We start from the raw sequence: 22,411 nt of genomic DNA, 5'->3' as shown, positions 1-22,411 counted from the left end.
TACGACGGTCAAGCCACAGTCGAGGAGGACCACGGGTGACCGAACGAAGCGAGGACCGCGAGCTGTACACCCCCGAAGCCCAGACCCTGGCTCCGGAGGAGAACCGCCGGCGGGCGTTCGCCGGACTGCAGGGTGAGTGGGGCCGGGTCTGGAGCAACCCCTACTACAGCAACCGCTACCGCAAGGCGGGCCTGGAACCCGGTGAGCTGCCCCCGCTGGACGAGATCCCGCGCACCACCAAGAACGGCCTGCGGGCGGACGTGCAGGCCAACCCGCCGTTCGGCACCCACCGGTCCGTGCAGCCGGAACAGGCGCGACGCGTGGGCACCTCGACCGGGACCACGGGCAAACCGTGGCTCGTACTGTGGACCGAACGCGACATGGCGGTGGCCATCGACGTGCGGCTGCAGTACCTCTGGCGGGCCGGGATGCGTCCCGGCGGGAGGTTCGCGCACAGCTGGCCGACCGGCCTCTACTCCACCGGCGTGCTGGCCGGGCGCGACTTCCTGAAGCTCGGGATCATGGAGATCCCCTGCGGACTGCCCAGCAGCGACAAGGACATCGAGATGCACCTCGACCTGTGGCAGCTGCTCTCGCCCACAGGCTTCATGCTGACCGGCTCCCAGGTGCAGATCTACGAAAGCGCCGCCACAAAGCAGGGCCTCGACCTGCGCAAGTTGTTCAACGAGGCGTCCCTGCTGATCGTCGAGGCCCTCTACCAGTTCGACGAGCCACGGCGGCAGTTCGAGCAGACCTACGGCGTCCGGCTGCACAACATCACCGGCGCGTCGGAGATCCCGGGCTACTCCATCAACGACTGCCGCTTCCACACCGGGATGCACGTCCCGATGGGACACCACTGGATCCAGGTCGTCGACCCGGTGACCGGCAAGGAGGTGCCCACGGGCGAGCGCGGGCACCTGGTGATCAACTCCTACGACCTCGACGCGTTCTACCTCCGCTACGACGTCGAGGACATCGTGGCGGCCACCGATGAGCCCTGCCCGTGCGGCGAAACCGGCCAGCGGTACACGTTCCTCGGCCGCGGCGCGGACCGCGCCGAGGTCGGCGGGAAGATGGTGCTGCCGATCGACATCCAGCTGGCGCTGTTCCCGCACGGCTCGCCCGAGTTCCAGTTGCACCCCGGGCAGGGCAGCGAGATCCAGCTCAAGGTGGAGACCGAGGACGAGCAGTCGGCGCGACGGGTCGAAGGGATCCTGCGGGAGAACCTCGGAGTACCGGTGAAGGCCGTGTCGGTGCCTGTGGGCAGCCTCCCGCGCTCGACGTTCAAGCCGCGCCGGGTCGCGAGCTGACCGGTCACCACGCGAAGGAAGGGCACACGTTGAGCACCACATCGGTCACCGAGGACTTCTCCCAGCTACGTGCCGACTGCGAGTTCCGCGCCGAGGTCCACGACGAGCGTTACCGCGTCCGGGAGACCATCGGGGTCGGGGAATGGCTGTACGATCCCCAATTGCGCTTCGTCACGGCGGACGGCGCGGTCGTCCTGAGTGACATCGGCGGGCAGCCCGAGCGCGGGTTCGACCCGACGGCCGGCCACGGCGCCATCTACCGGTTCACCGCCGACGACCGCCTCGAGACGATCTCGCCGCCGGGGATGCACGGTGTGACCGCCCCTCTGCGGCCGGAGCAGGCGCCGCCATGGTTCGGAGGCTGGGGCGGGCACCTGTTCTTCATCGCCCAGGCCGAGTCCGGGCGCGTCGGGGCCCACAAGGGACACCGGCTCTACCGTATGCACCCCGCCGACGGGATCCCGCACGCGTTCGCGGACCTGCCCCACCACGGACGGGTCGGCGACGGCGTTCCCGGCGCGGGCATGACCGGGACCTTTGGCCCCAAGGGGAGCCCCCACGAGGGCTACCTGTTCTGCCAGTCGCTGGTCAACTGCGTCGTGTACCGCATCGATCCCGACGGCAACGCCGAGCCGTACCTGGTGATGGCCCCGCCGCTGGTGGAGCGGCCCATGATGCCGTTCCTGACGTTCGTCGCGCCCGACCACTCACAGTGGAAGGACGTCGCGGGCGAGGTGATCATCGCGACGCGTGCGACGACCTACCTCGAGCACGGCGAGGCCAAGACCGACCTGCAGTACTGGCGAATCGACGACAACGACCGCTCGGTGCACCCGGTCACCGGCGTCCAGTGGCGGGCGGGGCCGGTCGCGCCCGAGGGGTTCGGCCCGTACGCCGGGCACATGTTCACCGTCGACGAAGGCTCGACGAACCTGCTGCACGCGTCGATCAACGAACTCAACGCCAAGCCGCTGCCCTACGACGCGCGCATCATCCGCATCGCGCCGGACGGCACCGAGCACGTGTTCGTCGACGGCGTCCAGGGCGGCAGCACGACGCTGGTGTTCGCCGGGAACCGCCTGGTTGCCGCCTCCTCCCGGAAGAGCTACTCCACCGGCGAGTACCACGAGCCGGACGGTTCGATCTTCGTCGTCGAACCTCTCGAAGGCTGACCGGCTGGGCCGGTCCGGTGTGCGGCCGGACCGGCCCCTGGTCACCCGCGGGTGGCCCACTCCTCGAACTCCTCGTCCGATCGCCCCGTGCGCTCCCGGATCATGCCGGCGACAGCCGCCGACGTGGGCATCCGCAACGGCACCCGCTCCGCTTCCACCGCGCGCACCACCACCTCGGCGACCTCTTCGCAGGTCTGCGCCGGGGCAGTGGCCTTGGGTTGCGCCGCCGCCCGCGCGACCACCCCGGCGTAGGGCCCGGGGTCGACGTCGGCGGCCAGCCGGTTCGCTCCGAAGCCGGATGTCACCGCGCCGGGTTCGACCAGCACGACGTCGATTCCGAAATCGCGCACCTCGAACCGCAACGACTCGCTCAGTGCCTCCAGCGCGTGCTTGCTCGCCGCGTAGTGACCCGTCAGCGGCATCGCGCGGCGCCCGGCCACCGACGAGATGTTGACGATGCGGCCCGCGCCCCGCTCACGCATCGCGGGGAGGAACGCCCGTACGGTCCGCAAGGGGCCGAGCACGTTGGTCTCCCACAGAGTGCGGAGCGCCTCGTCGCCGACGAGCTCTACCGGCGCGCGCAGGCCCCGCCCGGCGTTGTTGACGAGGACGTCCACCGGGCCGACCTTGTCCGCGACGGCGGCGACCGAATCCGCGTCCGTGACGTCGAGTTCGACGGCGAGCGCGACGCCGAGGTCGACGATCGACTCGATCCTGCGCGCGGTGGCGATCACCTCGTGCCCACGGGTCGCGAGCTGGATCGCGCTCGCGCGCCCCACCCCGCTCGAACATCCTGTGACGAGCACGCGACGGCTCCGCATGAGCTGGACCTCCTTGGCCATCGAGAGCGACAAATGAGTATACTTAGTTCGTGTCATCGGTGACAACGCGCACGATCGGCAGGGTTCTGCTCATCACGATCGACCGTCCCCATGTCCACAACGCCGTCGACCGCACGGTCCTGGCGGGCATGCGCGCCGCACTCGACTGCCTGGAGTCCGCGCCCGGCCTCCAGGCCGGGGTGCTGACCGGCGCCGGTGGCACCTCCTGCTCGGGGGCCGATCTCCGGACACCTCTCGCCGGCGACAGGTCGTGGACGACAACGAGTTCGCCGGACTCACCCGGCGCCGCCGCGCCAAGCCCCTCATCGCCGCGGTGGAGGGCCACGCGCTCGGCGGCGGGATGGAGCTGGCTCTGGCGTGCGACATCGTGATGGCCGCGCGGGACGTTCGGTTCGGGCTGCCCGAGGTACGCCGAGCCGTACTCGCCGCGGAGGGCGGACTCTACCGCAGCGCCTCGGTGCTCGGCCGGAAGGTCGCGATGCAGCTGGCGCTGACCGGAGAGCCGATCGCGGCAGAGCGGGCGCACCAGCTGGGGCTGGTGAACGAGCTGACCCGACCCCGGCAAAGCGCTCGAGACCGCCGTGGCGATCGCCGAACGGATCGCTGCCAACGCCCCGGAGTCGGTCCGCCAGAGCAAGCGGGTCATCGACGAGTCGGCGGGCCTGGCGGAGGATGCCGCCTGGGAGCTCACCCAGGAGGCCTACGCCGCGGTCAAGGCGAGCCCCGATTTCCGGGGTGGGGGCTCGCTCGTTCCTGACCCGGCGACGCTCCAGCGCGACCGGGTGACATCGCTCCGCAGCGGTCTGCCGGCTACCGCCCTTGGCGCCCCGGCCAGTGCAGGATCGACTTCGTGGGATGTCTGGGGCGGTGCTCTCGAGCGACGACAGGTGCACGACCTAGCTGTACTGACCTGGGAGGTTGGGAACGCGGCTGGCGGGTGGGTGGCCGCCGAGTGCGGTGTGGCCGCGGTGGTGATTGTAGGTGTGGAGCCACTGGGGTAGGGCTTTGCGGCGTTCGGTTTCTGATTGGTAGGGGCGTGCGTAGGCCCATTCGTCGAGCAGGGTGCGGTTGAAGCGTTCGACTGTGCCGTTGGTCTGGGGTCGGTAGGGGCGGGTGCGTTTGTGGGTGATGCCTGCGGTGGTGAGGGTGTCGCGCCAGTGGCGGGATTTGTAGCAGGCCCCGTTGTCGGTCAGGACCCGTTCGACGGTGATCCCGTGGGCGGCGAAGAAGGTCTGAGCGCGCTGCCAGAACGCGACCGCGGTGTCCTTCTTCTCGTCGGGCAGGATTTCGCTGTAGACGAGCCGGGAGTGATCGTCGACGGCGTTGTGCAGATAGCTGTAGCCGACGTGGCTGTTGCCGCCTGCGTCCAGGGTCTTGCCCGGGGTGCGGGTGCGGTGACGCTGTCCCGCTTGACGGCCGACGGCCCGGTGCCCGCCGCCCTCGGGGATGTTGCCCAGCTTCTTGATATCCACATGCACCAGCTCGCCGGGGGTGGCGCGCTCGTAGCGGCGTATCGGGTGGCCGGTGGCCCGGTCGAGATGGGCCAGGCGGGCCAGGCCGAACCGGACCAGCACACGATGCACGGTGGAGGGCACCAGTCGCAGGAAGAACGCGATCCGCGCTGGTCCCCACCGCCGCAGCACCCGAACCTTGACGATCCGCCGTTCGGTGCGTGTCGGGGTGCGGCGCGGACAGTGATGCGGGCGGCTGGAGCGGTCGGTCATGCCCGCCTCGCCCTCGGCGCGGTACCGGCCGGCCCAGCGCTGCGCGGTGGACACCGAAACCTGGAACCGCTCAGCGGCCCGCCGCAACGGCCATTCATCGTCCACGACACAACGGGCCAGCCGCAGTCTGCCAGTCGGACTCAGCGGGGCATTACGGTGTGACACGAGGACCTCCGTGGCGTGGTGCAGATTGTGGTGATCCACACCAAACCCGGAGGTCCTCCCTCATTCCAAGATCATCCGACTACGTGTCCCCACGTTCGCAACCTCCCAGGGCAGTACACCTAGCGCTGCGCGACCACGGAACCCTCTCAGTGGGCCGCGAGCACAGCCTTGGCGAAGCCCGGCTGGCCGGCCATCCCTTGCCGCAAGCGGGAACCAGCTGGTGCACCGCGCCGGCGCCGGTGTCGATCGAGGTGTCCAGCAGGCGCTTTCCTGAGGACTATGCGCCGGCTTCACCTGATCAAGGGACACTCAGCGAACGGGCTCCCGGCCCGTCAGGCCCACTTCGGCGGACGCTTCTCGAAGAAGGCCTTCGGACCCTCCTGCGCGTCCGGGTGGTGGTCGCCATGAGCGCGCAGGATCGGCCAGGCGATCCGCAGCGCGTCGTGCAGCGGACGGTCCAGCGCGTCCCACACCACCTGCCTGCTCGCCGCGATCGCCGCGGGCGACCCCGCCGCGACCGCCCGCGCCAGCTCCAGCGCGCGCTCCTGGAGATCGGCGGCTGGGACGATCTCCGTCACCAGACCCATCTCGAGGGCGCGCCGGGCGTCGATCCGCTCCGACCGCCCCAGCAACATCATCCGCATCACGGCCTGGTGCGGCACACGACGCGAGAGCACGATCGTCTCGATCGCGCTGACCTGGCCCACGGAGACGTGGGGGTCGAGGAACGTGGCGGAATCGGCGGCGATCGTGAAGTCGGTGTCCGCGACGAAGTGCAGCCCACCTCCCGCGCACACACCGTTGACCGCGCAGATCGACGGCTTGCGGACCTGGTTCTGCAGCGGCGTGAAGCGGTTCTCCCGCTCGAAGATCCCGGTCCGGGCCCGGGATCGGTCGGCGACCGTGCCGACATCGGCCCCGGAGCAGAACGCCCGCTCCCCCGCGCCGGTGACCACCGCGACGCGCGTGTCCGGGGCGGCGTCGAAGGCGGGCCAGAAACGGGCCAGCTCCTCCAGCATGTCCGGCGAGATGGCGTTCATGCGGTCGGGCCGGTTGAGCCGGACCACGACGACGCCTTCCTTGTCCACCTCGACGTCGAGGGTCTCCCAGGGACCGGTCAAGTCCATTGTGTACTCCGATCTGAGGATCACGGGTGCGCCGCGGGTCACAGCGACGGGTTGAGCCCGCCGGCGACGGTGAGCGCCTGGCCGCTGATGTTCCGGCTGCCCGGCCCGAGCAGGAACTCCACCGCGTCCGCGACGTCGTCCACGGTGTTCGGGCGCCCGAGGGGGTTGTGCGCCGTCCAGTCCTGCACCCAGCTCCCGTCCCGCCGGTCCACGACGGTCGTGGTCGTCGCGCCGAGCACGATCACGTTCACGGTGATCCCGTGCCGGCCCAGCTGCGTGGCCGCCGACCGAGTCAGCGCCACCAGCCCGGACTTCGCCGCCGCGTAGTGGGCACGGTCGGGCGAGCCCGCCCACGACGTCGAGCCGATGTTGACGATCCGGCCGGCACCGGCATCCGCCATGACGCGCGCGGCCTCCTGCAGGCACCGAAACGCCGACGTGAGGTTGATGTCGAGCGTGCGGGACCACTGGTCATCGGTGATGTCCAGGATGGGCTGGTTCAACGGGCCCTTGACCCCGCCGGCGACGTTCACCAGGGCGTCGAGCCTGCCCCACCGAGCGACCGCATTCTCGCGGAGAGCAACCGCGGTGGCGCGATCCGACACGTCGCCGACGACGGTGACGACGGCGGCACCGCCGGCGCACAGCGCCTCCGCCGTGGTGCCGAGCCGGTCAGCCGACCGGTCGTTGAGGACGAGTGCGTGAGTGGGCGCGAGGCGCCGCGCGATCGCTGCCCCCATCGGGCCGCCCGCCGCGGTCACCACGGCCACGGGCCGCTCCGACACTCCTTCGACCACAGCGAAAAGAGTATCATCTTGCGCCGCTGCCGAGGTGCTCATCTGCGCCATCCTCTCGCCTTAACCGGGAACTTCGCTCTACGATAGCCAGCATCTCACTTATTTAGTATCCTTTATACGGAGGGTAGATGGAATTCCAACTCACCGCTGAGCAGGTCGGGCTGCAGCAGAGCGTGCGTCGCCTGCTCGCGGCACGGGCCGCACCGCGCAGCGCCTTCACGGCGGAGGCACCGGCGCAGGCGCAAGCGCTGTGGGCGGCACTGAACGACGTAGGCCTCGGCGCGCTCGGCCTCGACCTCCCGCAGTACGAGATGACCTCCACCGCGATCGAGCAGATGCTGGTTGCGGAGGAACTCGGCCGGGCCGTCGCGCCCGTCCCGTTCAGTGGCATCGCCGCGGCCACGTCGCTGCTGTCCCGCGGTTCCGAACCCGCCGCCGCGCAGCTGCTGGAGCAGGTCATCGAAGGCCGGATCACTGTCGCGGCGCTCCCGGCCGCCACCGGCGCCGGGGTCGAGGTGAAGGCGGCCGCCGGAGACGAGGGCTGGACGGCCGACGGGGAAATCGCGATCGTCCCGGGCGGCGCCTGGACGCAGACCCTGCTGGTCGTCGCCCACACGACGGGCGGCACGCCGGCCGTGCTCGCGGTCGAGCTCGACGCGCCGGGAGTCACCACGACGACGTTGCCCGCGATCGACCCGACCGCGGGCCTGGCACAGGTCGGTTTCTCCCGCGCTCCCGCCGTCCCGGTGCTGCTGCACGACGCGGACGAAGCGATCTCCGCGGCGAGCGCGCTGGCCACCCTGATCGTGGCCGCCGAGTCCACCGGCGTCGCGGAACGAGCGCTGCGGATCGCCGCCGAGTACGCCCTGACGCGACACCAGTTCGGCCACCCCATCGGCGCCTTCCAGGCGATCAAGCACAAGCTGGCCGACATGCTCGTCCTGGTCGAGAACGCGCGGTCGGCCTGCTACGGGGCCGCTTGGAAACTCTCCGGCGGCGAGGACGCCGCCCTGTACGTGGCGATGGCGATGGCCGTCGCGTCGGAAAGCGCGACCGAGGTCGCGGCCGACGCACTGCAGATCCACGGCGGCATCGGCTGCACCTTCGAGCACGACATCCACCTCTACCTGCGCCGCGCCAAGTCCGGGCAGCTCCTCTACGGCGACACGGCCGAGCACCTCGACGTGATCGCGGCGGCGCTGCTCGACGAGCCCATCCCCACAGGAGCGACCCGATGACCGAGGTGACCGGCACGTCCGCCCAGAGCACCGGCCAGTTCGTCGCGGAACTGTCCGCGTGGCTCGACGCCAACCTCCCGGCGGGCTGGGGTACCCCCGCGTTCCGGCTGCCGAAGGGCGCGGAACCCCGCCGCGAGTTCATCCGCGACCTCCAGCGCCGCATGGCCGCCGACCGCTGGATAGCGATCCACTGGCCCGCCGAGTTCGGCGGCCGCGGCGCGACCATGGACCAGCAAATCGCCTACCACGCCGAGCTCGCCCGGCGAGGCGTGCCGCGCCCGCTCGGCCACATCGGTCTCAACCTGTGCGGGCCGACCATCATCCGCCACGGCACCGACTGGCAGCGGGAGCGCTTCCTGCGGCCGATGCTCTTCGCCGAGGAGATCTGGTGCGAAGGCTTCTCCGAGCCCGGAGCGGGCTCCGACCTCGCCGGGCTGCGCACGCGAGGCCGGATCGAGGGCGACGAGATCGTCATCGACGGTCAGAAGACGTGGAACACCGGCGGCCACTACTCACAGTGGATGTTCGCGCTCGTGCGCACCGATCCGGACGCGCCCAAGCACGAGGGCCTGTCGTTCGTCCTCATCCCGATGGACGCCCCTGGGGTCACTGTGCGCCCCATCGAGCGGATCTGCCGCGAGCACGACATCAACGACGTCTTCCTCGACTCCGTGCGGATCCCCCTGTCCCACGTCGTGGGGCCGTTGCACGGCGGCTGGGGCGTCACCCGCACCACCCTCAACCATGAGCGCTACACGCAGTTTCTGGCCTCGCAGATCGGGTTCCGCCGGACTTTGGACAAGGTCATCGATCTCGCCCGCCGCACCAGCGCGCTCGGCAAGCGCCCGGCCGATCGTCCCGAGGTGCGCAGCGCGCTGGCGCGCAAGTGGATCGCCAGCGAGCTCATCCGGTTGCACGGTCTGCGCAACATCGCCAGCGTCCAGTCCTCGGGCGAGCCCGGGCCGGAAGGTGCGATCATGAAGGCGTTCGGGCAGGAGCAGGAAAAGCAGCTCCACGAGCTCGCGATGGACCTCTCGGGAGCGGCCGGCCTGCTCGACCGCGGTTCCAGCCTCGCGCCCGATCGCGGCAAGTGGGTGTTCGGCTACCTGCGTTCGCGGGCGTCGACGATCGCCGGCGGAACCAGCGAGATCCAGCACAACGTCATCGCCGAACGGGTACTGGGCATGCCGCGCGACCCCTGGCTGACCCAGCGCAGCTGATCCAGGACGACCGAAGGGGCTCGGAGCCTGCCGGCGCCGAGCCCTTCGTCGTGCACCCGGTGCCGCTCAGCCGGGCGGCAAGGCGGCCGTCGCCGCCTGGGAATTGCGGTAGTGGCCGAGCGACTCGTCGGTGAACCGCCGGCCGTCGGGGCCGAGCATGATGCCCCACGCGCTGTGGAAGGACTGCGCCAGCCGCGGGAAATCGCCCGGCAGCAAGGGTTTCGACAGCGGGTACGCCATGACGTGCCCGTAGAAACCCGACATGCCCGCGGAGAGCGCGGCGCCCGTCGACCGCCCCAGCTCCGGGTCCGCGTCCGGGTTGCCGGCCAGCAGGACCTCGTACGACTCGGGCCGCGGCAGGCCCGCGATCCCCGCACCGACCAGCAGGTCGCACGGGTAATCCTCGATCGCCTCCGTCATCCGGCCCTCCGCTGGTTCGACGGCCGCAGAACCCCGTGTGACGGGCTCGGCGCCTCCTCACCGGCGAGGTGGCATGCGACCCGGTGGTCACCCGCCGCCAGAGCCGGGTTCGACGTCTCACACACGACCATCGCCGCCGGGCAGCGGTTCCGGTAGGCGCAGCCGGTGCCGATCTGCGCCTCCTGCAGCCGTTCACCCTTGACCAGCGTGTCGGCGTCCCCGTCGCGCGGTCCGAAGTCCGGGCGCGGCACCGCGGCGAGCAGCGCCTTCGTGTACGGGTGGCGGGGCGAGTCGAAGACCTCGCGTGTCGGGCCGCTCTCGACGACCCGACCGGCGTACATGACCGCCACCCGGTGGGCGAAGTGCTCGACCACCGACAGATCGTGCGAGATGAACAGGTAGGACACGCCCGTCTCCGCCTGCAGGCCGACGAGCAGGTTGAGGATCTGGCCCCGGATGGACAGGTCTAGCGCGGCGACCGGCTCGTCGCACACGATCAGGGACGGGTTCGTGGAGATCGCGCGGGCGATGGCCACCCGCTGGAGCTGCCCGCCCGAGAGCTCGCGCGGGAGGCGCTCGCCGAACTCGAGGTCCAGGCCGACCCGGACGAGGAGATCCGCCGCCCGGGCCTGGCGCTGCGCCGCGGTGGTGCCGCCGTGCACGAGCAACGGTTCCACGACGGAGTCGGCGATCGTCATCGTCGGGTCGAGCGAGGAGAACGGGTCCTGGAAGACCATCTGCATCCGCGGCCTCATCCGGCGAAGGTCGCGCCGGGACAGCCTGCGCACGTCGACGTCCTCGAAGACGACACTGCCCCGGTCCGGCTCGATGAGGCGCAGGACCAGCCTGCCGACGGTCGACTTGCCCGCACCGGACTCCCCGACGACGGCGACGGTCTCCCCCTTGCCGACCGTGAAGTCGACGCCGCGCACAGCGTGTACGGTCTGCCGCCGTCCGAACCGGCCGCCCGTGTAGGTCTTCGTGAGATCGGTGGCGGTCAGCACGGTCTCGCTCATACGACTCCCTCCAGTGTGAGTTCCCTGGCCCGGACACAGCGAGCCCGATGGGGAACCGGAGCGGCGAACCCCGCGGACTCGACCACGTCCAGCGGGACCGGTGCCGTATCGCACCGGCCCGCCTGCACGTGCGGGCACCGCGTGGAGAAGTGGCACCCCGCGGGCCAGTGCCCCGCCTTGGGCACCGTGCCCGGGATCGTGCCGAACCGGCGGGCCTCCTCACCGCCCAGCGGGATCGAGGAGATCAGCCCGTGTGTGTACGGGTGGCGCGGCCGCCGGAAGAGCTCCTCAGTGGGGCCCTCCTCGACGATCTGCCCGGCGTACATCACTGCGGTGCGGTGGCAGATCTCGGCGACGACGCCGAGGTCGTGGGTGATGAACAGGACGGCCAGGTCCATTTCCCGCTGAATTCGGTCCAGGAGCCGGAGCACCTGCTTCTGGACGGTGACGTCCAGCGCGGTGGTGGGCTCGTCGGCGATCAGCAGCTTCGGCGAACACGCGAGCGCGATGGCGATCATCACGCGCTGGCACATCCCCCCACTGAGCTGGTGGGGATAGGCTCGCGCACGCTCGGCGGCCCGCGGGATCTCCACGAGCTCGAGCAGCTCGACGGCGCGAGCGTGTGCCTGTGCTCGGCTCATGCCACGGTGCACCCGCAGCGGTTCGGCGATCTGGTCGCCGATCGTGAAGGCGGGATTGAGGCAGCGCAGCGCGTCCTGGAAGATCATCGAAAGCTCGGCGCCCCGCAGTCCCCGGACGTCCTTACGGTCCATCGTCAGCAGGTCCCGCCCCTCGAACTCGATGGACCCGCCCGACACCTCGATGGGACGTGGGAGGAGCCCCATCGCGGCCAGTGAGCTCACCGTCTTGCCCGAGCCGGACTCGCCGACCAGACCGACCATCTCGCCGGCGCGCACCGTGAAACTGACGGAGTCGAGGATCGGGACCAAGGTGCGGCCCCGGCGGATCCCGACCGAGAGGTCGCGCACGGCCAGCAGCGCCGTCGTCGTGCCGGCGGCTGGTTCCTGGACCAGGGTCATGACCGCCGGCCTCCCGAGACGATGGCGTCCCGCAGACCGTCGCCGAGGGACGAGAACAGGAACACGATCACTGCGATGACGGTGCAGGGCGGGAAGATCGGGAACGCGAGCTCCCGGATGTGGGTGAAGGCGTCGCGGGCCATCGTGCCCAGGCTGACCGCCGGCGGCTGGGCGCCCAGACCCAGGAAGCTCAGGCTCGCCTCGGCGATGATCGCCAGGCCGATCGAGAACGTCACCTGGACCAGGATCGGTGCCACCGCGTTGGCGAAGACGTGCCTGCCGAGGATCCGCGGCGTAGTGCACCCGATGGACCGGGCGGCCTCGACGAAGCTGTCCTTGGACACCGAAGCCCCGACGCCGCGGGTGACGCGGTAGAACCGCGGCGCCAGCGTGACACCGACCGCCAGCATCGCCGGGACCACACCGCCGCCGTAGGCGCCCACGATGGCCAGCGCGAGGATCAGCGGGGGGAGGCTGAGCAGCGTGTCGGAGACGGTGTTGCTGATCGCGCCGAACGCACCGCCCCGGTAGCCGGCGAGCAACCCGGCCGGCACCCCCAGCACGACGGCGGTCCCTACCGCGAGAAGCCCGGCGAGCAGGCTCAGCCGGGTGCCCGCGAACACGAGCGTCAAGATGTCGCGGCCCAGGCTGTCGGTGCCCAGCAGATGGCCGCCGCCCGGCGTCTGGAGCCGGTTCGTCAGATCTTGCTCGTTCTGACCGTACGGCATCAGCAGCGGCCCCAGAGCCGCTGCCAGCACCAAGACGATCAGGAGCACCAGCACCACGCGGGTGCGGCGTTCGGAGAGCAGCATCCGGGCGGTGCGGAAACGCCGCCGCCTGCCGGGCGGCGGGGCCTCCGTGGCCCGGACCGGGTCGATCGTGGCGGTCATCGCGGTCAGCCCTTTCGCAGACGCGGGTCGAAGTAGCCGTAGGTCAAATCGACCAGGAGGTTCGTGGCGAGCACGGCGAGGGCGCTGAAGAGCACGAGCGCCTGCACCACGGGGAAGTCGCCGGCGAGAACGGAGTTCACCGCGAGCGCGCCGATCCCGGGCATCGCGAACACGATCTCGACCACGACGGTGCCACCGATGACGCGGGTGACTTGCAGGCCAAGCACGGTGACCGCCGGGATGGCCGCGTTCTTGAGCGCGTGCTTGCCGATGACCCGGGTCGTGGTGAGCCCCTTGGCGGTCGCGGTGCGGATGTAGCTCTGGTCCAGCACGTCGATCAGCGATCCGCGGATCTGCCTGGCGATCTCGGCGATCGGGTTGACGGCGATCGCCAACGCCGGCAGGAACAGGTAACTCAGCCACACCGCGAACCCCTGGGACAGCGGCTGGTAACCGACCGCGGGGAACAACTTGTACGCGACGGCCAGGACCGTCACGAGCAGCGGTCCGATGACGAACGGGGGCAGTGCTAGCGACAGCGAAGTGAGCCCGGTCAGCAGGTGGTCGACCCAGGTGCCACGGCGCAGAGCGGCGGCCACACCCAGTGGCACGGCGATGATCACCGCGATCACCAGCGCGACGACCGTGAGCGAGAGCGTCACCGGCAGTGCCTGCAGGATCAGCTCCATCGCGCCGCGGCCGGGCTGGAGCACGACCGACCGGCCGAACGATCCGGTGACAATCTCGCCGAGATAGATGAAGTACCGCACGACCACATTGCGGTCCAGTCCGAGCTCGACTCGCGTAGCCTCGATCTGGTCCGGCGTCGCGAAGTCACCCGCGATCACGCGGGCGGGGTCGCCCGGGACCAGCTCGAGCAGCATGAACGAAATGAATGTGACAAGCAGGATGATCGGCACCATCCCGGCCACGCGCCACGCGACAAATCGGATCATCGCGACACTCCCGTCCGGCGGCCTCGCCGGTCAGGGTCGCGACCCTTCGTCATCGGCAGCACCGTTGTTCCTTCCGTGAAACCACGCTGTTTCCGGAATGAGTGTCCTCTATTGGCTGGAGTTCAGGCAAGAGGCACGGCTGGATCGTCACCAACCGTGATCCTGCTCCCCGATCGGATCAGACGCACCGGAGCCGAGGCGCCGAGTGCTCCCAGTCCGCGCACAACGTGCGGATCGCCGTGATCAGTGAAAGGGGCTGGTCGAGCATCGGGTGGTGACCGGCGAGCGGCAGCTCGATCACCGGCGCCGCACGCCCCAGCAGCTCGTACATCTGGGCACCGATCTCGGGGGTGACCAGGCCGCGCTCGGCACGCAGCAGCGCGACCCGCGACACGACCCTGCCGAGCATCTCCGGCCGGGGGCGCGACTGGGCGAAGATCGCGGGATCGAACTTCCAGGTCCAGCCCCGGCCGGTGTCCCGGAGCGAGCAGGCCGCGACGTGCCGCATCACGAACGGCAGGTTGCCCTCCTGCTCCGGCACGGTGTGAAACCGGGCGAGCGCGCCTTCGCGATCCGCATAGGTCCGCAGCGGACCGAAGGCCCGCCTGCTCGCGGCCGCGACCTCCTCGGGACTGCGCTCGCGCACGGGCGAATCGATCACGACGACTCCGCCGACCGCCCCGTCGTGCTCGGCGCCGACCGTCAGCGCAACCCAGCCGCCCATGCTGTGGCCGACGACGACCGGGCGCGGCGCCATCCGCGCGGCCGCCACCGCGTCCACGACCTCGCGCGCCCAGCACGAGAGTTCGTAGGCGGGGCGGCGGCCGCTGTCGCCGTGCCCGGACAGGTCGACCGCGATGATGCGGTACTCCGCACCCAGCATCGGCGCGATGTGGTCCCACCACCGCGAATGCGCCGCCCCACCGTGCACGAGGACGACGCCGGGCGCATCCTCGGGTCCCCAGGCGCGCACCGCGATGCGGGCGCCCCCGGATTCCACCTCATAGGTCGAGCACGGGGTCGCGAGCGCGTCCCGGAACCACTCGGGCGTTTCCACGGGGTCACCTCCGGTCCGGCACATGTCCCGCAAAGAGTATCCCCAGTCGAATCTGGCTGGCGTCAGCCACCGAGAGCCACGTGCGCAGCGTAGGCACGCAGATCCTCCTCGGCGGTCCGCGACGAGCGCCAGGGCGTCACGATCACCCGGTCGACCCCGGCCTGGGCGTAGGCGTCCAGCTCGCCGGGGGCCGGGATCCCGGGCGAGCACGGTGATCGTGAACGGCCCGGCAGCCCGGCCACCGCGTGCCCGCAACTCCCGGAGTTCCTCGGCCCGGGCCCGCGCCGACACCGGGTCGTGGCTCATCCCCAGCCAGCCGTCGCCGTACTCGGCCGCACGCGCCAGAGCCCGGCGCGATTCGCCCCCGACCAGGATCGGGCACCGGCCGCGTCGGCTTGGGCTCGAAGCCCACCGCCTCGAAGGGGAAGAAGGGACCGTCGGAGGCGACGGCCTCCTCGGTCCACAACCGGCGGACCACGCCGATCGCCTCGTCGAGCAAGCGGCCGCGGGCGGCGGGGTCGACGCCGGCGACCTCGAATTCGCTGCGCAGCCAACCCGCGCCGACACCGACGAGCGCCCGGCCCCGCGACACCTGGTCGAGGTGGCGAATCCGCGCGCGCTCACGAACGGATGCCGCAGCCCGAGCAGGTAGACGAGCGTCCCCAGCTTGACCCGGCTGGTCCGGCCGGCGAGGAAGGACAGATAGCTCGGCGGGTCGAACAGCGGTGTCGTCGGGGCCAGCTTGTCCTCCGCCCTGGCGCCTGCCAGCTGTCCGTCGAGCCGGTATGGGACCGCGAGATGGTCCGACATCCAGACCGACTCGAAGCCGAGCGCCTCGGCGAGGACGGCCGCCCCTTCCCACACCGCCGGGTCGAGGCGGCCGAGGGTGATGCCCAGCTGGACCCGCGGTGCGGCCGGCTTCACGGGCGTTTGCCGTCGGCCGGGCGGCCGCGCTCACGCTGGGCACGCGCGACGCTCTCCGGCACCGCCGGCGACACGGGCAGTTCCGGCTGGGGTTGCTCGCGGGTTGGCAGGAGCACCGTGGCCTCGCCCGTGGTGGTCTCCACCTCGTCCTGGTTGACGATCGACAGCGCGATCCGCACCACGCCGGGCTGCGGCTTCTCGACGACCGTGCCACGAACAGTGGAGAGATCACCGATGTAGTTGAACCGGCGCAACTCCAGCCGCAGCTTCGCCAGCCAGCCGTCGTCGCCCATCCAGTCGGTCAGCAGGTGAGCCAGCCACATCTGCCGGGTCTGGCCGTAGTCATAGGGCCGCTGGGCGCCGATCGACCGGGCCCATTCCTCGTCCCAGTGCACCCGCTGCACTACGTCCCAGGCGCCGTAGGCGTTGCGCGTGTAGAAGCCCGGCATCTCCTGACGGCGCTTGGCCGCCAGGCGCAGGGGGCCCCAGCCGTAGTCGCCGCCCGTGCCGAGGCCGACGTGGAAGCAGACGACGTCGCTGAGCGTCAGCGGCCCCTTGTGCAGCGGACCGACGACATCGCCCAAGGCGACGTCCTCCCACCACCGCGGGTCGGCGCCGCGCGGCCTTTCCGCCAGCACCTGCGCCGTGATCTCCTCGAGCTGCTCGGTGTCGTAGGACGGCGGCTGGATCACGCCTTCCCGGTTGGCCTTGCGCGAGGACTCCCGTTCGGTGTGGACGTACCAGCTCACCCTGCTGGCGTAGACCTCGCGGGTCTCCCGATTCTGGTAGGTGTGCTCGTTATAGCTGATCACGCTCTTGCCGCCGCCGAACCGCGACTCCTTCTCCTGGAGGTCGACCAGGCGAACGGTCTCGGCGATACGGTCACCGGGCCGGATCGGCCGGTAGAACTGGATCTCGGTGCCGGAGTTGAAGAGGTGGACACCCGCCAGCGCGCCCTTGGAGCGCGCGCGCACGTCGGCAGGCAGGGGTCCCACCTCGTCCTCGCCCATGGTCAGCAGGTAGAGCGGGGGTGCGATCATGCCGCCCCAGCGCGCGGAATCGCCGTACGACGGGTCGTTGTATAAGGGGTTGTCGTCGCCGCAGGCCCAGGCGAAGTGCCTGATCGTGTCGGCGTGCGCCTCCAGGTTGTGCGGGGGCTTTGGCCGGCCGTAGGGCACGTCGAGCTTGCTCCGGAACCTCTCGATGGCCTCATCGGTGATCCGGCCGAAGGACTCGGACTTCGTCGTTGTCACAGGCAACCTCGCAATGTCGATACTCGTATCTTAAAGAGTATCCTTTATGGTGACAGTCGGAGAAGAGGCGCTCTCCGCAGGGTGATGACATATGGGAGACCACTGGAGTTTTGCCTCCCTTATCAGTATCCTCATTACCGCAGTGGCGGTGCACTGCCCACGGCAGTGTGTGGCGTGGCGGACAGTCCAGCCGAGAAAGGGAGCGACACCAGTGACGACCTCGCAGGCGACGTCGGAGACCACGTCAATTCCCTCGCACGTCCCACCCGGCCTCGTCGTGGACTACGACCCCCAGAACGGGCCCGAGGTCATGGCGTTCCCCCCGGCCGCACTGGACGCGTTCCGGGACAAGCGTGTCTTTTACACGCCCTTCGGGGGCGGTTTCTGGGTGTTCACGCGCTACGCGGACATCAAGCAGGCCATGCAGGACCACGAGTCCTTCCCGCAGTGGGGCACGATCACCCCCAACTGGACCGGGCGCACCCACATCCCGCTCCGGCTGAACCCTCCCGAGCACCACAAGTACCGCAAGGTGCTGATGACCATGTTCTCGCCCCGGCGGTTGAAGGCCCTGGAGCCGATCATCCGGGAGACCGCCCACGAGCGGCTGGCCGAAATCTCCCCGCGGGGTGAGTGCGAGTTCATGAGTGACTTCGCCCTCCCGCTGCCCGCGGCGACCTACTGCCTTCTGCTGGGCCTGCCGAAGGAGAACTTCCCGGGGTTCAACCAGCTGTCCAACGACCTGGTCTTCGGCGCCGAGCACATCCGGCGCACGCAGGGTCGCGAGGCCGGGCTGGAGTTTCGCCGCAGCGTCGTCGAGAAGATCGAAAGCATCATCAGCGAGGTCATCGAGCAGCGGCGCGAGCGGACCGGTGACGACATCATCAGCTTCCTCGTCGAGGCCGAGATGGAGGGCCGCCCGCTCATCGACGACGAGATCCTGAGCATCGCCTCGCTGCTGTTCTTCGCCGGCACGGACTCCACCGGATCCATGATCGCCTACTCGATGGCGTTCCTCGCCAAGCACCCCGGCCACCGGCAGCGCCTGATCGACGATCCGTCGTCGATCCCCGCCGCGGCCGAGGAGCTGATCCGCGTCCACGGCTTCCACCACAACGTCCGCGATGTCGCCCATGACGTCGAGATCGCCGGCGTGCAACTCAAGACCGGCGACCGGATCCTGGTGCACACCGGCGGGGCCAACCATGACCCGGAGGCCTTCCCCGACCCGGGCGAGGTCGACTTCGGCCGCGACGCCGGCAGCAACCTCACCTTCGGCACCGGCATCCACCGCTGCCTCGGGGCCCCGCTGGCCCGGTTACAGCTGAAGGTGGCGCTGGAGGAGTTCAACGCGACCATCCCGGACTACCGGCTGCCCGAAGGCCAGGACATCGAATACGTCGGCGGCCAGAGCAAAGTCCAGCCGAGGGTGCTGCCCTTGGTGTTCACGCCGCAGTCGGCGTCCTGAACCAAGAAGGTCGATGCCATGAACCAGGACCGGGTGGCGAAAGCCCGACGCCGGCCGGATTCCGAGGGCGCGCCGTCCTGGTTCATCCGGACTACCGGGCGCGACTGGGCTGGCACTTCGGCGCCGATCCAGCCGGCGCCGATGATCACCAGGCGCACACCCTCACCCAGCCGGGCACGCAGGTCGCGCGCCTGGTCGATCGTGCGCAACGCCATCGCCCGGTCTCCGCTGCAAGCGCGCGACAGGAGCCGGGGCCGCGCACCGGTCGCGATGAGCAGCACGTCGAATTCGAGGGCACCTTGATCGGTCAGCAGTTCGCCATCGGCGATCCCGGTGGCGCGACGGCCGAGGGCCAGCTCGACGCGCAGATCCTCCCAGTCCGTCCGGTAGGACGTGTCGTCCACCCGCCGGTCAGCACCGCTTTCGAGTCAACGGCTCCACCGCGCCTCGCGGGACACCTGTCTGCCCGGAGAGAGGGATTCTCTGCCCCATGAGTACGACCAACCACAACGGTGTGCGCCGGCCGACCGAGGTCAGCAAGCTGGACCGGGTGGTCATCCGGTTCGCGGGCGACTCCGGTGACGGCATGCAGCTGACCGGCGACCGCTTCACGTCCGAGGCCGCCGCGTTCGGCAACGACCTCTCGACGATGCCGAACTTCCCCGCGGAGATCCGCGCGCCACAGGGCACCATCCCCGGCGTCTCGAGCTTCCAGGTGCACTTCGCCGACTACGACATCCTCACCCCCGGCGACCGGCCGGACGTGCTGGTGGCGATGAACCCGGCCGCGCTGAAGGCGAACCTCGGCGACGTCCCGCACGGCGGCACGATCATCCTCAACACCGACGAGTTCATCAAGCGCAACCTGACCAAGGTCGGCTACGCGACGGACCCGCTGGACGACGACACGCTCGCGCCCTACCAGGTGCACCGGGTCGCCATGTCGACCCTGACCCAGGGCGCGCTCGCCGACACCGGCCTCGGCAAGAAGGACGCCGAGCGCTGCAAGAACATGTTCGCGCTCGGCCTGCTGTCGTGGATGTACCACCGGCCGACCGAGGGCACCGAGCGGTTCCTGCGCGAGAAGTTCGCCAAGAAGCCGGACATTGCCGAGGCCAACATCCTGGCTTTCCGCGCGGGCTGGAACTACGGCGAGACCACCGAGTCGTTCGCGACGACGTTCCAGGTCGCGCCGGCGAAGCTGGCCCAGGGCACCTACCGGCAGATCACCGGCAACACAGCGCTCGCCTACGGGATCGTGGCCGCCGGGCAGCGCTCGGGGCTGCAGATCCTGCTCGGCACGTACCCGATCACCCCGGCGTCGGACATCCTCCACGCGCTGTCCAAGCACAAGCACTTCGGCATCATCACCTTCCAGGCCGAGGACGAGATCGCCGGCATCGGCGCCGCGCTCGGCGCGTCCTACGGCGGCGCGCTCGGCGTCACCTCGACGTCCGGGCCGGGTGTCGCGCTGAAGTCCGAAGCCGTCGGCCTCGGCGTGATGGTGGAGCTTCCGCTGGTCGTCATCGACGTGCAGCGCGGCGGCCCGTCGACCGGCCTGCCGACCAAGACCGAGCAGGCCGACCTGCTGCAGGCGATGTTCGGCCGCAACGGTGAATCGCCGGTCCCGATCATCGCGCCGCTGTCCCCGGCGGACTGCTTCGATGCGGCCGTCGAGGCGACGCGGATCGCGCTGAAGTACCGCACGCCGGTGCTGCTGCTGTCGGACGGCGCGATCGCGAACGGCTCCGAGCCGTGGCTGATCCCGGACGTCGAAACGCTGCCGGACCTGCGGGTCGAGTTCGCGCAGGAACCCAACGCCGACAACGACTCCGGCGAGTTCTGGCCGTACGTCCGCGACCCCGAGACCCTCGCCCGCGCGTGGGCCATCCCGGGCACCCCCGCGCTGCAGCACCGCATCGGCGGGCTGGAGAAGGCCGACAAGACCGGCCACATCTCCTACGACCCGGCCAACCACGAGAAGATGGTCCGGCTGCGGCAGGCGAAGGTCGACGGCATCGACGTCCCGGACGTCGTGGTCGACGACCCGTCCGGCGGCAAGGCGCGCGTGCTGGCCCTGGGCTGGGGCTCGTCCTACGGCCCGATCGGGGCCGCGTGCCGCCGGGTACGCAAGCTCGGCCTGCCGATCGCGCAGGCGCACCTGCGCCACCTCAACCCGCTGCCCGCCAACCTCGGTGACATCCTGCGCGGCTACGACAAGGTCGTGGTGCCGGAGATGAACCTGGGCCAGCTCGCGCTGCTGCTGCGGGCGAAGTACCTGGTGGACGTGCACTCGCACACCAAGGTCGCCGGGATGGCGTTCAAGGCCGAAGAGCTGCAGGACCTGTTCTCGGAGATCATCACCGGCGTTGCTACGGAGGCGGCACGATGACCGCAATTGATCTGGGGAAACCCAACCTCGGCGGCCTGGACCTCGTGCCGTCGACCGACGAGCCGCAGAAGGCCAAGGACTACAAGTCCGACCAGGAAGTCCGCTGGTGTCCCGGCTGCGGCGACTACGTCGTCCTCAACGCGGTCCAGTCGTTCCTGCCGACACTGGGCCTCAAACGCGAGAACATCGTGTTCATCTCGGGCATCGGCTGCTCGTCGCGATTCCCGTACTACCTCAACACCTACGGCATGCACTCGATCCACGGCCGCGCGCCGTCGATCGCGACCGGGCTCGCCACCACGCGACCGGACCTGTCGGTATGGGTCGTCACCGGTGACGGCGACGCGCTGTCCATCGGCGGCAACCACCTGATCCACGCGTTGCGGCGCAACGTCAACATCAAGATCCTGCTGTTCAACAACCGGATCTACGGGCTCACCAAGGGCCAGTACTCGCCGACGTCCGGGCAGGGCATGGTCACCAAGTCCACCCCGATGGGCTCGGTCGACACCCCGTTCAACCCGCTCTCGCTGGCGATCGGCGCCGAGGCGTCGTTCGTGGGCCGCGCACTCGACTCGGACCGCAAGGGCCTGACCGAAGTGCTGGAGGCCGCCGCGAAGCACCGCGGGTCGGCGCTGGTCGAGATCTACCAGAACTGCCCGATCTTCAACGACGGCGCGTTCGACGTCCTCAAGGACAAGGACGAGGCCGCGACGCGCCTGATCCCGCTGCGCGCGGGCGAGCCGATCCGCTTCGGCCCGAACCAGGAGCTCGGCGTCAAGCGCGGCGACTGGGGCGGCCTGGGCGTCGCCAAGGTCGCCGACATCGGCGAAGACAACCTCGTCGTGCACGACCCGTCGATCGCGGACACGTCCTACGCGTTCGCGCTCTCGCGCCTGGGCGACCAGAACCTCAACCACGTCCCGACGGGCATCCTCCGCCAGGTCGAGCGCCCGACGTACGACGACGGCGCCCGCGCCCAGGTCGAGGAGGCCCGCGCGGCCCGCAAGCCGGACCTGCAGGGGCTCCTGCGCGGCAGGGACACCTGGACCGTCACCTGAGAGGATGGCCATGACTTCGCTTCCGGTCACCGAGACCCCGGACCACACCGCGCAGCAGGCCGAAGACCTCTACGAGATTACCGGCGAATGCGACTGATCCGGCAGTTCGAACACGAGGCAGACGTCGTTACCCTCAAGGACAGCGTCGTACACGAAGCCGATCCGTCGTCCACACCGGATCCGCAGCCAACACCGCGCCAGACCGGACGGCAAGCCAGCCGCTCCAGCGCATCACACGCCCGGAACGCCAGCTCCAGGAAGCGCTGCAACTCCCAGCACAACTCCCGGTCGATCAACCTGGTACTCAACCGCTCCCCCAGCTGCCGCGCCCGGATA

Annotated in this window: 22 protein-coding genes and 2 pseudogenes; 9 read left to right on the top strand and 15 right to left on the bottom strand. The window is 70.0% G+C overall.

The window, feature by feature from the left end; translation table 11 throughout:
* Positions 1–35: 35 nt before the first annotated feature.
* Together YIM_RS21700 and YIM_RS21695 are read left to right on the top strand one after the other, a co-directional pair.
* Positions 36–1,313, top strand: coding sequence for a phenylacetate--CoA ligase family protein (locus tag YIM_RS21700; RefSeq protein WP_153032087.1), 1,278 nt, complete (start codon positions 36–38; stop codon positions 1,311–1,313).
* 29 nt (positions 1,314–1,342) lie between these two features.
* Positions 1,343–2,485 carry a hypothetical protein gene (locus tag YIM_RS21695; RefSeq protein WP_153032086.1) on the top strand — a complete coding sequence of 381 codons (1,143 nt, stop codon included), beginning with the start codon at positions 1,343–1,345 and terminating at the stop codon, positions 2,483–2,485.
* A gap of 41 nt (positions 2,486–2,526) precedes the next feature.
* Here YIM_RS21695 and YIM_RS21690 read toward each other — a convergent pair whose 3' ends face one another.
* A complete protein-coding gene (locus tag YIM_RS21690; protein WP_194240240.1) occupies positions 2,527–3,306 on the bottom strand; it encodes an SDR family oxidoreductase in 780 nt (259 codons plus the stop codon).
* 50 nt (positions 3,307–3,356) lie between these two features.
* Here YIM_RS21690 and YIM_RS49665 point away from each other — a divergent pair, with 50 nt between their 5' ends.
* Positions 3,357–3,698: an enoyl-CoA hydratase-related protein gene (locus tag YIM_RS49665; RefSeq protein ID WP_370469004.1), complete on the top strand. Its 342-nt coding sequence runs from the start codon at positions 3,357–3,359 to the stop codon at positions 3,696–3,698.
* On the top strand, positions 3,668–4,084 hold the full coding sequence (locus YIM_RS49660; protein ID WP_255463071.1) for an enoyl-CoA hydratase-related protein: 417 nt from the start codon (positions 3,668–3,670) through the stop codon (positions 4,082–4,084). The genes YIM_RS49665 and YIM_RS49660 overlap by 31 nt, the downstream gene beginning before the upstream one ends.
* A gap of 139 nt (positions 4,085–4,223) precedes the next feature.
* Here YIM_RS49660 and YIM_RS21680 read toward each other — a convergent pair whose 3' ends face one another.
* The 3 genes from YIM_RS21680 to YIM_RS21670 form a co-directional block, all read right to left on the bottom strand.
* Positions 4,224–5,216 carry an IS481 family transposase gene (locus YIM_RS21680; protein ID WP_153037154.1) on the bottom strand — a complete coding sequence of 331 codons (993 nt, stop codon included), beginning with the start codon at positions 5,214–5,216 and terminating at the stop codon, positions 4,224–4,226.
* Between the two features lie 332 nt (positions 5,217–5,548).
* Positions 5,549–6,337 (bottom strand): enoyl-CoA hydratase/isomerase family protein, encoded by a 789-nt coding sequence (locus YIM_RS21675; RefSeq protein WP_194240238.1) that lies wholly within the window; start codon positions 6,335–6,337, stop codon positions 5,549–5,551.
* A 44-nt stretch (positions 6,338–6,381) separates the two neighbouring features.
* The gene (locus YIM_RS21670; protein WP_194240237.1) at positions 6,382–7,140 is read right to left on the bottom strand and encodes an SDR family NAD(P)-dependent oxidoreductase; all 759 of its coding nucleotides are present in this window, start codon (positions 7,138–7,140) and stop codon (positions 6,382–6,384) included.
* A 128-nt stretch (positions 7,141–7,268) separates the two neighbouring features.
* Here YIM_RS21670 and YIM_RS21665 point away from each other — a divergent pair, with 128 nt between their 5' ends.
* Together YIM_RS21665 and YIM_RS21660 are read left to right on the top strand one after the other, a co-directional pair.
* The gene (locus tag YIM_RS21665) at positions 7,269–8,378 is read left to right on the top strand and encodes an acyl-CoA dehydrogenase family protein (RefSeq protein WP_153032082.1); all 1,110 of its coding nucleotides are present in this window, start codon (positions 7,269–7,271) and stop codon (positions 8,376–8,378) included.
* Positions 8,375–9,598, top strand: coding sequence for an acyl-CoA dehydrogenase family protein (locus YIM_RS21660; RefSeq protein ID WP_153032081.1), 1,224 nt, complete (start codon positions 8,375–8,377; stop codon positions 9,596–9,598). The genes YIM_RS21665 and YIM_RS21660 overlap by 4 nt, the downstream gene beginning before the upstream one ends.
* A 66-nt stretch (positions 9,599–9,664) precedes the next feature.
* On the opposite strand, the gene YIM_RS21655 is transcribed toward YIM_RS21660, so the two are convergent.
* From YIM_RS21655 to YIM_RS21620, 10 genes and pseudogenes are all read right to left on the bottom strand, one after another.
* On the bottom strand, positions 9,665–10,018 hold the full coding sequence (locus YIM_RS21655; protein WP_153032080.1) for a hypothetical protein: 354 nt from the start codon (positions 10,016–10,018) through the stop codon (positions 9,665–9,667).
* Complete coding sequence (locus YIM_RS21650; RefSeq protein ID WP_153032079.1) at positions 10,015–11,034, bottom strand: ABC transporter ATP-binding protein; 1,020 nt, start codon at positions 11,032–11,034, stop codon at positions 10,015–10,017. Before YIM_RS21650 ends, YIM_RS21655 begins: the two co-directional genes overlap by 4 nt.
* Complete coding sequence (locus YIM_RS21645) at positions 11,031–12,074, bottom strand: ABC transporter ATP-binding protein (RefSeq protein WP_153032078.1); 1,044 nt, start codon at positions 12,072–12,074, stop codon at positions 11,031–11,033. Before YIM_RS21645 ends, YIM_RS21650 begins: the two co-directional genes overlap by 4 nt.
* On the bottom strand, positions 12,071–12,964 hold the full coding sequence (locus tag YIM_RS21640; RefSeq protein ID WP_153032077.1) for an ABC transporter permease: 894 nt from the start codon (positions 12,962–12,964) through the stop codon (positions 12,071–12,073). Before YIM_RS21640 ends, YIM_RS21645 begins: the two co-directional genes overlap by 4 nt.
* 5 nt (positions 12,965–12,969) lie before the next feature.
* Complete coding sequence (locus YIM_RS21635; protein ID WP_228004881.1) at positions 12,970–13,920, bottom strand: ABC transporter permease; 951 nt, start codon at positions 13,918–13,920, stop codon at positions 12,970–12,972.
* Positions 13,921–14,098: 178 nt separating this feature from the next.
* The gene (locus tag YIM_RS21630) at positions 14,099–14,977 is read right to left on the bottom strand and encodes an alpha/beta fold hydrolase (protein WP_228005015.1); all 879 of its coding nucleotides are present in this window, start codon (positions 14,975–14,977) and stop codon (positions 14,099–14,101) included.
* A 62-nt stretch (positions 14,978–15,039) separates the two neighbouring features.
* Complete coding sequence (locus YIM_RS49230) at positions 15,040–15,219, bottom strand: hypothetical protein (protein WP_228005118.1); 180 nt, start codon at positions 15,217–15,219, stop codon at positions 15,040–15,042.
* Between the two features lie 25 nt (positions 15,220–15,244).
* Positions 15,245–15,322: pseudogene (locus tag YIM_RS50055) on the bottom strand (hypothetical protein); the annotation flags it as partial.
* A gap of 79 nt (positions 15,323–15,401) precedes the next feature.
* Positions 15,402–15,841: pseudogene (locus tag YIM_RS50050) on the bottom strand (LLM class flavin-dependent oxidoreductase); the annotation flags it as partial.
* Between the two features lie 56 nt (positions 15,842–15,897).
* Entirely contained in the window at positions 15,898–17,079 is a 1,182-nt protein-coding gene (locus tag YIM_RS21620) for a MaoC family dehydratase N-terminal domain-containing protein (RefSeq protein WP_228005014.1), read from the bottom strand.
* A gap of 286 nt (positions 17,080–17,365) precedes the next feature.
* On the opposite strand from YIM_RS21620, the gene YIM_RS21615 reads away from it, so the two are divergent.
* Positions 17,366–18,622 carry a cytochrome P450 gene (locus YIM_RS21615; protein ID WP_194240235.1) on the top strand — a complete coding sequence of 419 codons (1,257 nt, stop codon included), beginning with the start codon at positions 17,366–17,368 and terminating at the stop codon, positions 18,620–18,622.
* Here YIM_RS21615 and YIM_RS21610 read toward each other — a convergent pair.
* The gene (locus YIM_RS21610; protein WP_153032073.1) at positions 18,520–19,026 is read right to left on the bottom strand and encodes an FAD-dependent oxidoreductase; all 507 of its coding nucleotides are present in this window, start codon (positions 19,024–19,026) and stop codon (positions 18,520–18,522) included. The two genes, YIM_RS21615 and YIM_RS21610, sit on opposite strands and share 103 nt — an antisense overlap.
* A gap of 86 nt (positions 19,027–19,112) precedes the next feature.
* On the opposite strand from YIM_RS21610, the gene YIM_RS21605 reads away from it, so the two are divergent.
* The gene (locus YIM_RS21605) at positions 19,113–21,014 is read left to right on the top strand and encodes a 2-oxoacid:acceptor oxidoreductase subunit alpha (protein WP_153032072.1); all 1,902 of its coding nucleotides are present in this window, start codon (positions 19,113–19,115) and stop codon (positions 21,012–21,014) included.
* A complete protein-coding gene (locus YIM_RS21600; protein WP_153032071.1) occupies positions 21,011–22,075 on the top strand; it encodes a 2-oxoacid:ferredoxin oxidoreductase subunit beta in 1,065 nt (354 codons plus the stop codon). Before YIM_RS21605 ends, YIM_RS21600 begins: the two co-directional genes overlap by 4 nt.
* Positions 22,076–22,411 lie beyond the last annotated feature (336 nt).

It is taken from the genome of Amycolatopsis sp. YIM 10 (genome assembly GCF_009429145.1).
GTDB lineage: Bacteria > Actinomycetota > Actinomycetes > Mycobacteriales > Pseudonocardiaceae > Amycolatopsis.
This window is presented reverse-complemented; position numbering and strand designations above follow the sequence as displayed.

Excerpts from the sequence above, each read along its gene's own strand:
- YIM_RS21665 (WP_153032082.1), top strand. The coding sequence starts at position 7,269 with ATGGAATTCCAACTCACCGCTGAGCAGGTCGGGCTGCAGCAGAGCGTG.
- YIM_RS21640 (WP_153032077.1), bottom strand. The coding sequence starts at position 12,964 with ATGACCGCCACGATCGACCCGGTCCGGGCCACGGAGGCCCCGCCGCCC.
- YIM_RS21655 (WP_153032080.1), bottom strand. The coding sequence starts at position 10,018 with ATGACGGAGGCGATCGAGGATTACCCGTGCGACCTGCTGGTCGGTGCG.
- YIM_RS21690 (WP_194240240.1), bottom strand. The coding sequence starts at position 3,306 with ATGCGGAGCCGTCGCGTGCTCGTCACAGGATGTTCGAGCGGGGTGGGG.
- YIM_RS21660 (WP_153032081.1), top strand. The coding sequence starts at position 8,375 with ATGACCGAGGTGACCGGCACGTCCGCCCAGAGCACCGGCCAGTTCGTC.
- YIM_RS21605 (WP_153032072.1), top strand. The coding sequence starts at position 19,113 with ATGAGTACGACCAACCACAACGGTGTGCGCCGGCCGACCGAGGTCAGC.
- YIM_RS21635 (WP_228004881.1), bottom strand. The coding sequence starts at position 13,920 with ATGATCCGATTTGTCGCGTGGCGCGTGGCCGGGATGGTGCCGATCATC.
- YIM_RS21600 (WP_153032071.1), top strand. The coding sequence starts at position 21,011 with ATGACCGCAATTGATCTGGGGAAACCCAACCTCGGCGGCCTGGACCTC.
- YIM_RS21650 (WP_153032079.1), bottom strand. The coding sequence starts at position 11,034 with ATGAGCGAGACCGTGCTGACCGCCACCGATCTCACGAAGACCTACACG.
- YIM_RS49660 (WP_255463071.1), top strand. The coding sequence starts at position 3,668 with ATGGAGCTGGCTCTGGCGTGCGACATCGTGATGGCCGCGCGGGACGTT.
- YIM_RS21645 (WP_153032078.1), bottom strand. The coding sequence starts at position 12,074 with ATGACCCTGGTCCAGGAACCAGCCGCCGGCACGACGACGGCGCTGCTG.